This window comes from Sphingopyxis sp. YR583, from assembly GCF_900108295.1.
GTDB lineage: Bacteria > Pseudomonadota > Alphaproteobacteria > Sphingomonadales > Sphingomonadaceae > Sphingopyxis.
The window spans coordinates 1,614,151-1,630,752 of the sequence record NZ_FNWK01000001.1 but is presented as its reverse complement, the minus strand read 5'-3'; the positions used below and the strand labels follow the sequence as shown (position 1 = coordinate 1,630,752).

At 62.9% G+C, this 16,602-nt stretch carries 7 protein-coding genes; all 7 read right to left on the bottom strand.

Going from position 1 to position 16,602, the window contains the following annotated elements:
- Positions 1–223 precede the first annotated feature (223 nt).
- Positions 224–1,501 (bottom strand): McrC family protein, encoded by a 1,278-nt coding sequence (locus BLW56_RS07460; protein WP_093509936.1) that lies wholly within the window; start codon positions 1,499–1,501, stop codon positions 224–226.
- On the bottom strand, positions 1,498–3,816 hold the full coding sequence (locus BLW56_RS07455; protein ID WP_177175874.1) for an AAA family ATPase: 2,319 nt from the start codon (positions 3,814–3,816) through the stop codon (positions 1,498–1,500). Before BLW56_RS07455 ends, BLW56_RS07460 begins: the two co-directional genes overlap by 4 nt.
- A 1-nt stretch (position 3,817) precedes the next feature.
- Entirely contained in the window at positions 3,818–5,194 is a 1,377-nt protein-coding gene (locus tag BLW56_RS07450) for a restriction endonuclease subunit S (RefSeq protein WP_093509934.1), read from the bottom strand.
- Positions 5,191–6,672 (bottom strand): class I SAM-dependent DNA methyltransferase, encoded by a 1,482-nt coding sequence (locus BLW56_RS07445; RefSeq protein WP_093509933.1) that lies wholly within the window; start codon positions 6,670–6,672, stop codon positions 5,191–5,193. Before BLW56_RS07445 ends, BLW56_RS07450 begins: the two co-directional genes overlap by 4 nt.
- Positions 6,673–6,683: 11 nt before the next feature.
- Positions 6,684–10,073 carry a type I restriction-modification system endonuclease gene (gene hsdR / locus BLW56_RS07440; protein ID WP_093509932.1) on the bottom strand — a complete coding sequence of 1,130 codons (3,390 nt, stop codon included), beginning with the start codon at positions 10,071–10,073 and terminating at the stop codon, positions 6,684–6,686.
- Between the two features lie 288 nt (positions 10,074–10,361).
- Positions 10,362–11,384, bottom strand: a complete 1,023-nt coding sequence (locus BLW56_RS07430; protein WP_093509930.1) for a hypothetical protein — start codon at positions 11,382–11,384, stop codon at positions 10,362–10,364.
- Positions 11,381–16,600, bottom strand: a complete 5,220-nt coding sequence (locus BLW56_RS07425) for an AAA family ATPase (protein WP_143043409.1) — start codon at positions 16,598–16,600, stop codon at positions 11,381–11,383. Before BLW56_RS07425 ends, BLW56_RS07430 begins: the two co-directional genes overlap by 4 nt.
- Positions 16,601–16,602 lie beyond the last annotated feature (2 nt).

Here is a 16,602-nt window from a genome sequence, read left to right as displayed (position 1 = left end):
AGATCGATTTGCGGCCAACCTGAGGCGTCGAAGGGCGAAAGCGATCAATTGGACGGCGCGTTAAAAAACCGCCGGTCGGCATTCGCCTGATATTGGTCGTTGCGGTCCTGAACACGCTGTGCCCGAAAGCGGTCATTCACTAGTGACGGCGCGAAGCGTTGGCTTCGATGCTTACTCTGCTCTTCAGCGCTTTCCGGCTTGAGGATATTCTGGGCCGAGCGCCTCAGGCGTGCATGCGAGGAAATATCAGGTGCCTCAGCTCCTCGCGCAATTCAGCCTCGCTACCGTCGACCGCCACGGTTGCAATCTCCAACCGTTCGCGACCACTTGCGAGTCCATGCATCTCAACTTCTCGGCCGTTTGCGCCCGGTACGGCGGGGTACAGAAGAACAAGACGAGGCGAATGGTAAATCCGAGCATAGGCCATCATCTGATAGACATCGGCCTGGCTCACACCGTTGGTCAGGTTCTTCCACTTGGTATCTAGGATAATTTCGACCTCGCTGCCGCGTCGTACCAATATGTCGGGCCGGGTTGAAAAGCTGGTCCCGACCGTATCCTCGCCTTCCCGCCATGGACCAAGGCAATAGCGAAGGCCGCCCTGCGTCACGACATCCAGCCCACTATCGGCGAGAGCCCGGCGGAGCTGGACAGCCACATAGGCTTCGAACAGATCGTTCATGGGAAAGAGCACTGAAATGCCTTCGGGTTCATGACTTGCGGCATGGGTCTCCTGCCAACGCTGGCCAAGGAGCAACCGCGCGAGTTCCAGCAAGGAACTCCACCGCCGGCTCGCCCGGTCGATGCGAACCCGTTTCCACGGCAGCGCGCTCGGCGTGATTGTTCGCACCTCGTCGAGCAAAAAACGAAGTTCGGCGAGTTTACGCTGCGTCGCCATTGATTGCGTGTGCCGAGAAACAAATAGCACGCACGCCTTCATGATCTGCATCAGAGGTATGTCGACCGACAATGCGTCGAACCGGCAAGCGAGACGATCAGGGCGGACGGCATGAACCGTGAACTGCCGTATGATGTCCAAGCGTCCGCGGAGCGCCAACAGGTCGTCCTCAACATGCTTATATTGCCGCGGCAACCCGCGACGAACTTCCGAAAGCAACCGATCGGCGAACAATGTGATGAACAGGTCGAGCAGGCTGTCGGCACGATGGGACATCGCCGACGCCTCGCCGGCCGAAATATCGAGCCCCACTGCAACATTGAGCATATGCATCAACCGGCCGCGGACGGTCGACGGGGCGTCGTCAGAAATAGCCGGGTCAACCTTGGGCAGGATTTCTAGGCTGGCGCCACGCGCCGCGATGACGCCGACCATCTGGCGGGCTCGCAAATGCCGATGATGATCGCACAATATGTCGGTGCCATCGGTGCCGCCGAGGCGATGCGCACGAGCGGTCGCCAAGAGAGCATCGGCCTGACTACGAGTAAAACCGTCGTCACCCACCGAGACACAGCCCCATTCGTGGACCGTGCGATGGGTCATTCGGCGCCCTCTTCGGTCACTGCATCAGGTGCGACCGATGCCTTGCCGATCAGCCGGTCATAGGCGTCATCAGCGAAGCGGCGCAGCACGCTCCAGCTTTCGCGCTTCTCGCCATCGCTTCCCGTGGGATCGCTTAGTTCGCGGCATAAGAGGAAGGCGCCACCCCTGCGGGGCTTTTCGCCAAGCACAGACGCAACGCGCGACCAGTCCTCGAAGAAATATTCCTGAAGCAGAGGAATGACCTTGTTGCGCATTGTCGCATCTATGGCTTCGCGATCACGTCCGCCCCGGCCCAGAAAAAAGGCGTGGCCGATGCGGTGCTCACGGTCGATAAGATATTCGATGCGGTCGTTAATGACCTCCAGCACGCGGCGGAGTGGGATGCCGCCCACCTTTTCAGGAAGCTCTCCAGCATCGGGCGCCAGTTCGCGGAAGTCGAAGCGGCGCCGCAGCGCCGTATCGAGGAGCGCGATCGAGCGGTCGGCGGTATTCATCGTACCGATGATATGGAGGTTCGCCGGGACGCCGAATTCCTGTTTAGAATAGGGCAAACGGACGGTGAGCGCGTTGAGCATGCCGAGGCGCTTGTCTGTTTCGATGAGCGTGATCAACTCGCCGAACACCTTCGAGATATTGGCTCGATTGATCTCGTCGATGATCAGCACGAACGATTCCGGTGCCCCGCGAGCATTCGCATCGTCCCCGCCGGCCACAATCTGTTCCAGCCCGTCCCAGTTTACGTGCCGACTGTTCATCTGGTAGGCCGAAACCTGGCTCAACTCCTTGTCGTAAATCAGTTCGCGTGGCAGGCTTTCCTCGCTGTGCCACAGCCAGCGCACGGGGCGGCGATGGTTATACTCGCCGTTGGGGCCCGGCACGAACTGATAGGCGCCGGTAATCTCACCAATGGCGCGAAACTTGCGGTTGCCGTCCGAGATTACGACCAGCGAGCCGATCTGCATGCCGATACGGAACGTATACATCTGCGACATGTTGGGATCGTTGCCGCTCGCGTCGGGATGGTCTTGCCTCCAGCGTTCCTTGATCGCCTCCCACGCGTCATAGCGTGGGTCCGACCAATCCACCTCGCCGCCCCAGCCCAGCACGACGTAGCCGCCGCGGATTGCGTCCTGATAAATCGCGTCATCCTCGGATGCCCAACTGCGCCCGAGCGACATTTTGAAGATCTTCCGGCTGCGATCGATCGCGGGGGCGTCGCCGACTGCCTTTCCCCGGTTGCTTGCGGCAAGATCGGCGATCAGTTTGAAGATGCCATCCTGGGGCTGGAGGCTGAAACCCGCACTTTGGTTGGGGTCATCGCCTTGCGCCGACGTGACCGGGCGCAATCCCTCGACGAAATCCTCATAACTGAAATTCTGGTGAAAGGTGACGAATCCAATTCGCCCTTTCTGGTGTAGCGACCGATAGAGCTGCATCAACTGATCGCGATCGTCCGGAACAGCTTCGCCGCACAGCCTGACGGCTTCTGCGGCGGTCGCATAGGTTTTGCCGGTGCCAGGGGGGCCATACAAGATCAGGTTTGTCGGCTGCGAGACCGTCGGAGCCGATAGGCCAGCACCGCTGTCTTCGTCTGCCGTCGCTGAATCAGGCGACAACTCGTCGGGCCAGTACCCTGTGCCGCTGACAAACCGGTCCAGTGATTCAGGGTGCGCTTCGATGGCATCGGCAAATTGGGAAAGCGAAACGCCGACCTCGGGAAGCCCAAGCGCTGTCCGGTCGGCCGATTTGCGGACCCAGCAGCTTCCTTTGATGGTCGATAGGACCATGAAGACCTCATTGGCGTCGAGGGCATTCTGCTTTTTTCGGCCACAGCGAACCTGCCTGTCGAGGTTGACATGATACCAGTCGACACCCGCGTCGTGCAGCGCACGCGCCACGCGGAAGAATGCAGCACGGTCGGGCGATGACCAGCCTGCGCACCACTCCCTGAAGCCTGATTTCCCGCTAAATCGTTGCAGGATTTCGTCGTCGGTCATCACGCCACCTCCGCCGGACTCGACCCGGGTTCCTCCCTCGCGGTAGTTTCTGTAGTAATTGACGGTCGTCCGCAGGTTGCTGAGATCGCGATATAGATCACTCGTGAGCGGGACTTTGGACGGATTGGGGCGGTTCTCGGCCTTGTCTGCAGCCGAATAACGCAGGCTTTCCATCACCGAAGCCAGCCCATCTTCGTCGTAAAGTATATCCAGATCGCCATAGGCCTTCGCCAGTTGCCGAGCCTCGGACAGTTTGGTCGCAACCGTGTTTGCCCCGTAATTCGCCTCCAGCCAGGCGCGAAACCCTGCTTCGTTCACGTCACCCCCCAATGTCCCGTTTCGCCTGCCGCCCACGCTTCGGTTTGGGCGCGGCGGCGCGCTCGGCGCGGATGCGATCGAGCAGGACGCTGGCGGGTTCGTCATCGGGGTCCTGCGGCACCAGTTCGCCGCGGAACGCCTTGGCGAGGATTGCCGCCTCGAGCCGGTCGATCAGCGCGCGGGCACGGGCAGCTTCAGCCTCCATCCGGTCGGCTCGGGCGAAGGCGGCATCGATCCGCCGGACGATTTCGGTCGCCTCATCTGCGTCAGGGACTGGCACAGGAAGCGCCATGACGCGCCGCTTGCTGATCGAAGCAAGATTGGTCGTCTGTGTCCCTTGATCGAAGAAATACGGTTGGCCGAACTCGTTCGCGTAATGCGACACAAACTCTGGCGGGAACTGATCGTCGTTGAGGCGGATGCGGAAAACGTGGTTCTGGTGAATGCAGTCGGCCACTTCGTTTCGCCAAACCCAGCCTCGGCCTAGCTTGTCCCGATCGCCGCCCTCATTCATCAATATGTCGCCATCGCTGAGCAAGAGGCGCGCACGCTCTTCGGCCGTAACCCCCAATGTCTTGACCTCTTCGAGCTTCAACCATCCTCGCTGAACATTCGCCACGCGGAGATACGGGGTGTCTATAAGGACAGCGCCCTTTGGGCGCTTCTTGCCGACCTGGATGCCGCCTTGCACTTCAGCGATGTCGCTTAGCGCGCGCACCGGCCACTCGGCATCGCCGCGCCCATGTTCGGCGCGCCAGTCCGAGGTCAGCTTTCCGGAAAAAGCACGGGTGAGGATGCCACGCCGCAGATGGTCCGCCAGCACCGTCACCCGATCCAGTTCCGTCCGCGCGCGAGCGAGGCGGGCGGTCAGCGCGTTCAGCTTCGTAACGATGCGGCGCTGTTCGGAGAGTGGTGGAAATGCGACTTTGATCGCGGAAACTTGAGCGAGATTGAGATTCTGCAGACCAGTTCCTCGCCCCCCTGTAGAGACAACGCTCGACTGCGCGACTGCCTCTAAATACCGGCTGAGATATTCGGAATCACATTGCGCATATGGCCGAAGTATTGCAACTGCTTGATTGGTATTTGCTGGCACGTCAGTATCGCGAACAAGCGCTACGCGACCCAAGGTGCCTGCGATTGTGAATAAAACATCCCCTTCGCGCAGCTGAGATCGACGCAGCGCCTCATGCGCGTCGTCTTCGATAGCTGAGCACAATTGGTGCTCGATCCGCCGGTGCCTAAGGCTTTCCGCTTTTACGAAGCGCGTCCCAAAATCTACGTAACTAAAGCCTAACGATGTTGGCGTCGTTCCCTTGGTGACCACCTCGGTCAGGTCACCAATTAGCGGGGCGCTCCACCCCTCCGGCAGCGTCACTCCGCCGCCTCCGCCAATTCTGACGCATTTGCTTCCCCCCCCAGATCCGTCACCAGCGCGCCGATTTCCTCCAGCGCCAGTTTCAGATGGCCCTCGATCGCAGCGGCGATGTCCTCAGGGGTTTCCAGTCCGTCCTCGGCCTCGTCGCTGGTAGCCTTCAGCCAGTGAATGTCCAGATTTTCGCCGCGCGCGGCGATCTCATCGCGGGTGAAGCGGCGGAAGCGGCCTTCCTCGCCCGTGTCGGTGCGGTTGGCGCGCCCCAGCGGATCGTCGCCGAACGCCTTCACGAACTCGGAGAAATCGTCCGGGCGGATCGGGTTGGTCTTGCCATAGGCGGGCGCGCCCGATCGCATGTCGTAAATCCACACCGCTTCGGTGGCATCCTTCGTCGGCGCTTCGTCATCGGCGCGGGTGAAGAACAGCACGTTGGTCTTCACGCCCTGCGCATAGAAGATGCCGGTTGGCAGGCGCAGGATGGTGTGGAGGTTGCACCAGCTCATCAGCCGTTGCCGCAGCGCCTTGCCGCGCCCTTCGTCGAACAGGACGTTATCCGGAACCACCACCGCCGCGCGCCCGCCCAGCCGCAGCGCGCGGATAACGTGCTCGACGAACGGTAGCTGATAGGAAGATACGCGGTCGGTGATGGTGAGGTCGTCGCGCGTCGGCGGCCCGCCCGCCGGGCCGAAGGGCGGGTTGGTCAGGATCAGGCCGGCATTTTTGAACTGCGTGCCGCTGCCCTTGGGTGAAAGCGTGTCACCGAGGTCAAGATGGTCCGGGTCGATCTTGTGCAGGTGCAGGTTCATCAGCAGCAGACGGAAGGTGTCGGGCACATTCTCGATGCCGCGGATCGCCTGGCCTAGCTGGAACTTCTGCTGCGCGGGCGAGAGTGCGAAATAATCGTCGGTGGCGTCGCGCATGTGGCGATCTGCGGCGATCAGGAAGCCACCGGTGCCCGCCGCCGGGTCCTGGATCACTTCGCCCGGCTGCGGCTGCATCAGATTGACCATCACGTCGATCAGCACGCGCGGGGTGAAATATTGCCCGGCGCCGCGCTTGGTCTCCTCCGCCATCTTCTGGAGCAGGCCTTCATAGGCGTCGCCGAATGCATCGCGCTCGTCGCTGAACCAGTGGAGGCCGTCGATCGCGTCGATCAGCTTGCGCAGCGTGGCGGGTTCGCGGACGACGGTCGTCGCGTTCTGGAAAATGGCGACCACCGAACGGTCGCTGACCTTGTCGGGATTGCCGAGATCGACCAGCGCCTGGCGATAGCGTTGCAGCACCTCCGCCTCGTTCGCGGCAGTAATCGCGCGCCAGCGATATTGCTCCGGAATCCGGCCCTCGTCCTTCTGTTCGGACGCCATTTTTAGGAACAGCAGATAGGTCAGTTCGGTGACATATTGCTGATAGGTGATGCCGTCCTTGCGCAGCAGCGCGCACAGGCGCCACAGCTTGTTCACGAGATCGCTGGCGGGATTCAACTTGTCACTCCTTATGCGGCGGCGCCGCTATCCCAGATCGCGGCGTTCAGGTCCATCAGCACCTCGCCAAGTTTGTGATCGAATTCCTTGTCGATCACGGGGAAGCCGCCATTCTGGGCGAACAGCGGATCGGATAATAGCGCCGCGTCGCCGACCGGCTGATCCTTCAGCGCGCGGCCGATGCGTTGCAGCCAGCGGCGCTGGCCCTGCGTCCAGTCGCGGCCCGCGAGGATCGCCTGCACACCATTCTCGACGCGCGTCTCATAGGGAACGAGCGGATCGCCGAGCGCCGCCTGGCGGACGAAGCCGATGATATGCGCCGCGATATCGGCGTTGCGTGCGGTGCCATAGGCGCGGCGCAGACGTGCCTCCGAATATCCTTCAGCATCCAGAAGCAGTGCGATCTCCTTGAGCTCGGCGCGGGTCAGGTCGCGCGGACGCTGCGTCGCCGCGATCAGTGCCGGCACCGCGTTCATATTCGCCCGGATGAACGCCTCGAACCCGGAGATATAGTCGGCGGGCGACGCTTTCTCGCCATAATCGTCATCGATCGAGATCAGCTCGTCGTCATGTTCGGACAGGTAGATCCCGTCGCCCTTGCGCCGGTCGGGCGTGTCGAGCAGCGCGGCGAGCGATGGGTGCTGGCGGAACAGCGCGATCGTTTCGGCGGGCGGGGCGTCCTTCAGCCGGTCGGGCAATTCGGACAGGTCGCCCAGCACCTCTGCCATCGCCTCGCGCTGGTCGTCGTTCAGCCGCTTCAACCGCTGGCGCAGTTTGACAACGATCTGGTCGCGGACGATTGCGCGATCCGCGTCGGTCGGCGCGCGCTTGAGGTCGCGGACCAGATCCGCGAAGCTCAGCGCGGGATCGACGACGACCGGCCGCATGTCGGTGAAGTCCTGCAAATTCGCATAAATATCGACGGCGTCGAAGATGCGAAAATAGTCCTTGCCGATTTCGTCGCAGCGGCGGGTCGCGCGGCCGATCATCTGATCGTACAAAATGCGGCTGTTGACGCGGCGGACAAAGGCCAGGTTGGTGATCGCCGGCACGTCGATGCCGGTGGTGAGCAAGTCGACCGTCACGACATATTTGGGCCGCGGGTCGTTCTTGAAAGCCTTGATCGCATCGAGCGGCTTGTCGATGCTTCCCGTAATCTTCTGGACCATGTCGTGCGGCTGCGGTCCATATTCCTCTTCGAGCGCCTCGCGCAGCGCCTTGACGAGAATGTCGGCGTGGTCGTCGCGCGCGGCGAAGAGCAAGGTCTTGCCCGGCTGGTCGGGCGGGCACTCGGCCGCGACCGCTTGCGCCACGGCCTTATTGAACGGTTCGGTGTAGACCTTGCGATTGAAGTCGGCGACCTCGAAATCGACCTGATCCTCCAGGTTAAACAGGTCGAGCTGCCCGGTCCGGGGATCGATGATCGACACTTCCTCGCCCTGTTCAAAGACGATGCCGGTCTGGCTAAGCGCGGTGGTGATACGCCGCGGTGGACGGTGGTCGATCAGATAGCCATCGATGACGGCCTGTCTATAGCCATAGGAAAAGACCGGCCGGCCGAAAATCTCGCGCGTGTGCAGCGCCGGAGTCGCGGTCAGCGCCACCGTCGTGGCATCGAAATAATCGAGCACGCGGCGATAGGCCGACAGATAATCGTCGAGGCTGCGAAACTCCAGATCGTCCTCGCGCAATTCGGCATCGAGCGTGTAGCCGCGGTGGGCCTCGTCAACGATAATCAGGTCGTAGGTGCCGGGCGTGGCCCGCTCGCCGTCAATCTCGTCGAACAGGCGACGAACCATCGCTTGCACGGTCGCGACCTGCACACGGGTCGTCGCTTCGGGAAATTTCGTCGCCAGATCCGCGACCGGAAAGACCTGGTCGAACTTCAGGAAACCCGACGTATCCGTCGTCGACATCGCGTCGAGCGTTTGGCGGCCGAGCGCATTGCGATCGACGAGGAAAAGGATGCGCCGGAAGCGCTTCGCGCGAAGGAGTTCGTACATCAGCGCGATCGCAAGGCGCGTTTTGCCAGTGCCGGTCGCCATTGCCAGCAGGATGGCACGCTGTCCTCCGTCGATCGCTTCGGTGACCGCCGCGACCGCCTGCGCCTGATACGGCCGCAACCCGGAAACGCCGACTTCGCGCTCGGCCACGGAGGCGATCGGCTCGCCGACTTCTTGCTCAAGCCGCTCGATGAGATCGCGGGGAGAAAACCATTCGGCTAGTGCACGCGGTGTTTCTGTCGTTCGCGCATTCCAGAACCAGATCCCCGATTTCACCGCGAGCTGTTTTACATAGGGCCGCCCGTTCGTCGCGAACATGAAGGGTATGCGAAAACGTTGGTCGCCATCGACCCAGGGGCCGCCCGCCGGCAGAGCGTCGATATCCAACACAATATCGCGGGCGTAGCGCTGGGCCTGACCCAACCTGCCCGGAACATCAGTCGCGCCTCGCTTTGCCTCGATCACGCCGATACAGGCGCCATCCACGAAAAGGGCATAATCGACAGGACCACTGGTCGTCGGCCATTCGGCAATCGCCATGTTGCGACCGAATTCCGGCCGGACGCCATTGGCGTATCGCATCACTGCACTGTCGGCCTCCCAGCCGGCGTTGCGAAGCTGCTCGTCGATCAGAACCCGCGTCGATTTCTCGTCGAGTTCGATGGCATCGGCTGCCGTCGCCGCCATTGACGCGAGCAAGTCGAGTTGTGCTGGTGCTTCCGCCTCTGCCTGTTTCTGAATGATCGCGAGTTCTTGCTCGGCCGCGGCCGCCTTCGCTTCGGTTTCCGCAGCATATGCTTCCCAGAAGATGCGCTCCTTCTCGCGCTGATCGGCATTTTCCAATGCCTCGCGCCTCGCCGTTTCCGCATCGTTCGCTGCCAGGCGCGCCTCAGCCTCGGCATCAAGGCTCGCACGCACCTGCGCGCGCAAGTCGGCAAGCTCGATTCTCAATTCTTCGGAAACGGCTAGAGAGGAGGCAGGCGGCACAAACGGCCCCGCCCGAAAGCCCGGCTGATTATTGTAAGCCTGATGGAACCAGATGGCGAGATTGCGCGCCAGCTTCAGCGCCGCGAGGGCATCGCTGGGCGTACCCACATCTTCATGGACTGCTTTGTTGCCTTGCCTTCGGAGAAGATGAAAAATGTCCCCGACTTGCTGGGGCAGAATAGAACGTCGGCGCAATTGCGAGAGTATATCGTCCAGCGAGGGCTGCCCGAAAGGCAACAGCGCATGTGTTGCCGCGATTTCTTTCGCAATCATTTCTGCGAACGATCGAAGCTTTGTGAGCGCCGCCGGGGCGTCATCGAAAACATAGCGCTCAGCGAGCGTCGCAAGACGAAATAGGCGATCGTCAGAGGCCTCTAGAAAGGCAAAGTTCGAAGATCCCCCCTCAGTCACTGGAGCATAGTAACGGCTCCAATGTTTCGCTCAAGTTAGCAAATCACCGTGTGCCGAGGCGAAGGGAGAAATCGCTGCCGATCTGGAAGAAACATCCCGCTCCGTCAGCCCAGTTTTTTGCAGGGTCGAGTTCTTCCGCTGCGGAGGCCACCTCCAGCTTTCTCCGGTCCCGTTCCTTAGAGCCGCCTGGTGCAATGCGCCTGATGTCGGTCATTAGGACCTTTAGGTCGTGCGCCGCGAAGCGGTCACTCGACATGCATGATCTCGCCCTGCCGCTGGCAGAGAGCATTAGGTCCAGCGCATCAGCGCCGTGACATCGGCCTCAAGCCGGCTCGCCATTGCCCAGTCCAGCGGTCGGCGATGCGCGAGGGCATTGCGGACCTTCTTGATATGATAGGCTCTGTCGCCGAGCGACCCGTCCTGCTGATTGAGACAGTAGAGGAGCTCGCCCCATTCGAATTCGGCCCGCGGGATCGGTGCGCCGGTATGGCGATCAGGAAGGCTAGCCGGCAGCCGCCGGCCATGCTTCTCTAGAAAATCGGCGAGGGCATTGGCAATCCAGGGGAACATGACCGATACATGCCCGCGCCAGACGCGTTCGCGCAGACGCAGGGGCGCATTGCGCGCAAGCCAGGTGGCGCAGACCTCGTCGCGCGTCCGCCAGAGAAGCTTCACCTCGGATACGGGTTGGCGGCCAAGCCAGTCGGTAGGATCGAACCGCTCCCGGTCCTTGAGATCGAGCAGCTCGCCGAGCTGCGCAAGATCGCCGCGCGACACCTCGATGGCCGCGGCATCCGCGCATTCGGCGAGCAGCCCCGCGCGCTGGCGCCGCTCGCCGGTGAACATGATCGCTTCGGCGGGACCGACGAAGCCGCCGTCGTCGAGAAAATCGCAGCCCGCCGGTGCCCCCGCCATGCTCCCGATCAGGACGAGAGCAGGACCTTCGGTAACTTCGGCGCGCATGCGCGCGAAGGTCCCGGCGAGCGTCAACCAGGGGCCGGCCTCGCGGCCGCGTAGATCGACGACGAACAGCTTATAGTCGAGACGACGCGAAGTGCTGCATTCGCCAAGGTCGGCGATGCCAGGAACGCAGCGCGCGCCCGCTTCGATCAGCGCCGCCTGCGGTGCGGGGCTGTCGGCATCTACGGTCAGGATTTCGAGACTCACACTGCCATAAGCCGCGCGGTGGAGCAGGCGCTGCGCGGTGTCGGCCCGCCGGGCGCGGAGAATGAGCGGCCGGCCTTCGGCCGCAGCCTCCAACGCATCGTCGAGCCTCGCCGCAGCGAGGATGTCGAGGAATCGTCCCGTCACGCGAGGAGTCGCGCGGCGAGCGGATTAAAGGCGCGAACGGCGGTTTCGCCCGCGGTCGGGAGCGTTTCGACGACCCCCAGCGCGTCGAGAAGGCGAAGCCTTGCCGCTCCGGCACGTTCGTCTACGAGCGTTGCCCAGTCGGCCATTTCGCCTTCGCTGCTGCCACCACCGCCCTGCGCCTTCAGCAAGGCGCCGGCAAACTCGAGCGCCTCGGCGTCGAGGCCGAGATCGGCAGAGGTAAAGCTGCCGGCAGCTGCGCCGATCATTTCGATCATGGCATCGACGCCGCGCTTTCGCACGGCCGAGGTAACCGGATTGCGTTCGAGGACATCGAGCCAGCCCCCCGTCGCGCTGCGCAGCGCCGACTGAATCCGCTCGTCCTCGGGAAATTCCTCGCGGCTCATCCAGTGTGCGATTGCCTCGTGACTGAGTGGACCTACTTGGATCGACAGGAGATCGCGCTCGGGCGAGAGCGCCGCGATATCGGCCGTTGGCGTTCCGCACAGGACGAGCCGCACGGGACGCTGCGTTTCACGAAAGACTCGGTCGCGTCGCAGCAGCGCCAGCCCGTCGACTGTCGGCAATTTGCCTTCGACCAGCAGAACGCGCGGGGCCTCCGGCGATGCCTCGCGGCGCTGACGTCCGGCGACCTCGATGATGGTCGCGGCGTCGGCGTCCTTCAGACGACGCGGACTGGTGAGCGGCACGGCAGGCGATGCGATTAGCTCGTTGATGGCGTCGCCGAGACGATCGAGCCCGGCGGCGGGCGCTGCGCCGATAAGGAAGATGCGTGGGCCCGCGGGATCGGTGAGATGCTTGACGAGCGCCGCTTCTTGGCGAAGCGCGAGCGGCGACCAGCGCGCTCCCATCCGGCGATGGCTGGACAGCGGATCGGGGCTGCGGGTCGGCGGACGCTCAATCAGTTCCTGCATCCGGCTTTCGATTTCGACCTTGCCGCCGAGCATCGCCGCAATGCGCTGGGAGCGGAGCGCATAAAGATCGCCCTTGCGGGCGAGCACACCCATTTCTTCCATCTCGTCGAGAATGGCGGTGAAGCTTTCGAGCGATTCCGTTTCCGCGAATCCCGCGGGCCACCAGTCGCGCGACAGGCGGGATATTTCGGAGGCGGTGTAGCCGAAGGCCGTCGAGAGGCCCGCGAGGCTGTCATCCTGCATGCGGCTCCAGACCGCATAAGTGATCAATTCGTACCGCTCATCCAGTTTCAGCGTGTTCTGAAGACGGCGCACGACGCTCGTACGGAATGTCTGCTGGTTGAAACAAGCGTCGATGACCTCGCGCTTGATCCGGAACGGCATGGAGACGGGTCCGGTACCGCGCCCGAGCTGGGTGTTCATCGCGGTCACCACCGCCATGCCGAAACTTTGCATGAGTGAGGGGTAGAAGCCGATGAGCGACAGCATATGATAGGCGTCGATCTGATCCTCGAACTCGAAGCCGAGCGCCGCCATCGGCGCGATCGCCATCTGCCGCGCCGCGACGCGGTCGGTGCCGAGCAAGGGGCCGACGTTGACCGGCAAGCCGAGGTGGAGCAGCGGACTATTGGGCGCGCGGTAGAAGCGCTGGACGTTGTGAAGACCTGCGAAGACGAATTTGATCGCCCGCTGGGTTTCTTCCATCATCGCTTTCATCTGCTCGATGATCGGAAAATTCGCCTTCATCTCGCCGGCGAGGAATGCGTCGGCTTCATCGAGCATGATCAACAGATAGCGTCCAGCCTTTTGCAGTACCCAGGCCTTCAACTGCTCCTGAATGCTCGGGGCCTTTGGCAGGACCATGCCCCGGGCCTGCACCCGGCGCTGGATTTCCTTCCAGACATCGTCGGCACCTTCGGTATCGCCGACCGGCTTGATATAACAATAAAGAGCGACACGGTCGTCGTTGCCGTTTTCGCGAAGCTCGATCTGCTTGAGAAGCGCCGTCTTGCCGAGCTGGCGCCCCCCATAAACGAAACAGGTGCCGCGAGAATCGACGAGAGCGCGCATTTCGGCATCGCGTCCGAAGAAATTCTCGATCGCCGTGTCGGACCCCGTATCGGAATAGGTGTGTGAGCTGCCATAGGGGATGGCGAGTTCGAAGAACTGGCGCGTACCCGCCTCGCGGGTCGTCGCCAAGGCAGCGATCGTCAGCGTATCGGCGACCGCGATTGAGCGCGTGCTACGCCGCGCCCTTCGCTGGAGTTCGCGCCGCTGCCGCGCATCGAGCGGGTCCGTGAACAGCAAAATCGCCTGTTCGGGAAGTTGGTCGAAAGAGCCGATGCAGGCATCGATGTCGCCCGGAGAAACGACGATCACGGGATAATGGGCAACGCGATCGTTGCCGTTCACCCGCTCGCTGCCGAAAGCCGCGACAGGACATACATCGCGGTCACGAAGCGGCACGGTCGCCATCGAGAACTGGAACCAGCTCTTGTCGCGCTTGGGATCCTTGGCCTTTACACCGGTGAAGCCCAGCGCCGCGAGGACGTCGGCGGCCGCGGCACCCACTTTCACGAGCGGATCGCCGCGTTTGTCGCGTCGAAGCCCCGGAGATGTCATACGCCGGAGCATGTTCCAGGCTTCGAGCAATTTCGTCGAGCGCTCTCGGTCGAGCGGCTTCAGTGCGGTGAAATCGAAAAGCTCGAGCTTTTCGCCTTCGCGCGCGGCCTTCGGAAGATTGCCGATCGGAACTGATGGCTTGTCGCCCGCCGCCTTGAGAAGGTCCGCAAACCGGCGAAGCAGCGAGAGAGGCGCGCCTTCTGCCGCGTCGACGATCCCGTGCTTTTCGATCTGGTCGACCTCCTCGGCGAGGGTGCCCAGATCTCCGCGCTCGAGCTGCGCGCGGCAGTCGTCCAGACCGCCATAGAGTTTTTCGAGGGCCGCGATGCGGGTTTCGAGGTTGGCCCGTTGGGGCGCCCGGATCCTTTCGAGCGAACGCGCTATGCGGTCGAGTTCGGCATTCGCTGCCGGAAAGTCGGCGATAGAGCCGGGCTCGCCGATATCGAGGGGCAGTTCGGCGATCACGAGCTGCTCGAAGCTGGTCATCGCGCCTTCGAGTTCGTCGAGCGCGCTGCTACTGCTCGTCGAGGCGATCTGCAGGTCGTCGAGACGCTGGCGAAGCCGGCGTTTGCGCTCCTCCAGCTCCTCCCGCGACCGGACCACGCTCGCGGCGACCCGTGCGACATCCGCCTCGTCATTTTGCGGGTCGAGGCCGGGGAGAAGCCGCCTAGCGCTGCTCGCGGCCCCGAGCCGGAGCGCTTCGTCGAAGGCGGAAGCGATCGTCGACAGCGCGGGCGAGAAAGCGATCTCGGCCGCACGCGCCAGTTCCTCGACGTCGTTTCCAAGCACCCGGAATGACCGCCGTGCATTGAGCGGAAAATGGGCAAGCAGCGCGATCTCGCTGTCGAGAGCTACGTCTGGGTATAGGGGGGTGTATGCGGTGCCGCGCAGCTGCTCATCGAGGTCGGTCAACACCGCGTCGAAGGTCGCAATCGCCGCATCGAGCGAAGGCGTGTCGCGATCCAGACCCGCCAATATCTCGCGCGACTGGGCGATGGCGCCAACGAGGGCCGTCCGGTGGCTGTGATGTGGATCGTCGGTACGGCCGATTTCCTCATTGACCGCGATCCACTCACCCAAAAGCTCGGTGGCGCTGCCAATGAGGCCGCGGATCTGCTTGCGCGCGACGCCTTCGATCGCATCGCGGCGTATCCCTTTGGCGAGCAGGCTTTGCACGCCGTCGATGATCGCATCTTCATCCTTGAGGAGCGCGACCTGCGAGCGAACGGCGGACAGGGCATCGCCCTTCCCCGCGAGCGCGAGTTGAAAGGCGCGTCCAATTATCCCTGCCGGACTGACAAGCTCCTGCCATACGGCAGTCGCGGGCTGATAATTGGTTTTGCGGGTCGGCGCCCCGGCGCGCCAGGCGGTGAGCCTGTCCTTGATATCGCCGGCGCGGCGATGCTTTTCTTCCTGATCCGGGGCCGCCGCGAGGTCCGCCATGTGAACGAGGCGGAGCGTCGCTACATTCTGGATGACCCGCCGCAGCGGTTTGAAGGCGGCACCGATCCCGCCGTCGAGGGCATCAATGACTGCCATGGCGGTATCGGATTGCAGCATCGCAGGCCGCATCGCGCCAGCGAGCAGCAAAAGATCAGTCGGCTGACCGTTCGAATTTTTAGCAATAGCAATCAGCGCCTCTGCGAGCTCCTGATAGGCGACCCAGGGCTTGTTGAAAGCTGTATGGACACCATTGCCGGTCAGCAGGGCTTCGATCGCCGGAGCGGGAAAGCTGCCTGGCAGCTCGGCCCCTGACAGCCGGCGGCCGTCCGCGAGATGCACGGCTAATCCATAGCGTTTGCCTTCGAGCGCGGCAGCGATCCATTCTTCCCACCGCGGCAGCTGCGGCTGCGGTTCGTCGGGGGCGTCGGGCTCGTTGCGTGCTAGCGGAGCGGCATCGAAATCAGGTTCCGCGAGCGGCAAAGGCTCGGTCAACAGCGCCAACTCCCGCACCGGCTCGGCGGCGGCCCCTTCGGAAGGCATAGTTTCGGCAAGAGCGTCCTCCACCATCGCTTCCTCGACATCTGGCCATTCGTACGAGCCGTCGTCAGCAGGGTTTCCGTTGGCGCTGTCGGCCGCTACCTCGTCACGCTCCTCTCCATCGCCCGGAGACGCATCGTCCCCTTGCGGCGAGGCTCCGACCTCTCGGTCGCCGTCGTCGGGCAACACAGCCGCAAAGAGCGGGAGTTCTTCTTCTTCCGCCGCGTCACCAAGCTCGGCAACACAGTCCGAAAGGGCTTGTTCCAGCCGATCGAGCGCGGCATCACGTTCGCTCTCGGCGCGATCAAATTCCGCGGTGGCGGCATCGCGTTCGGCTTTTCCAGCCGTCGCAGCGAGCCGCCAAGCCTCCTGTGCGCGGCCCAGCGCCGCATGCGCGCCGTCGAGGCTTGCGAGCGTATTTTCCATGCGATCGACCATGTCGATCGTCATCGCATCGACAGGAACGGTTCCAATGCGGGCCGCGATGACGCTGTCGAGGCCGACAAGCATCGCTTTCACGGCCGCGCGGCGCTCGGCCAACGCGGCGGCATCCTCCTCGGCGCGCGAGGAGGCAGCGAGGTGCGCTTCGATGGCTTCGGCAAGCGCACCCGCCCATTCGACCAGCGCCGGCTCGGGATGCGCACGCATCGCATCGACGGCGGCTGCGAGACGGTCGAGCACCG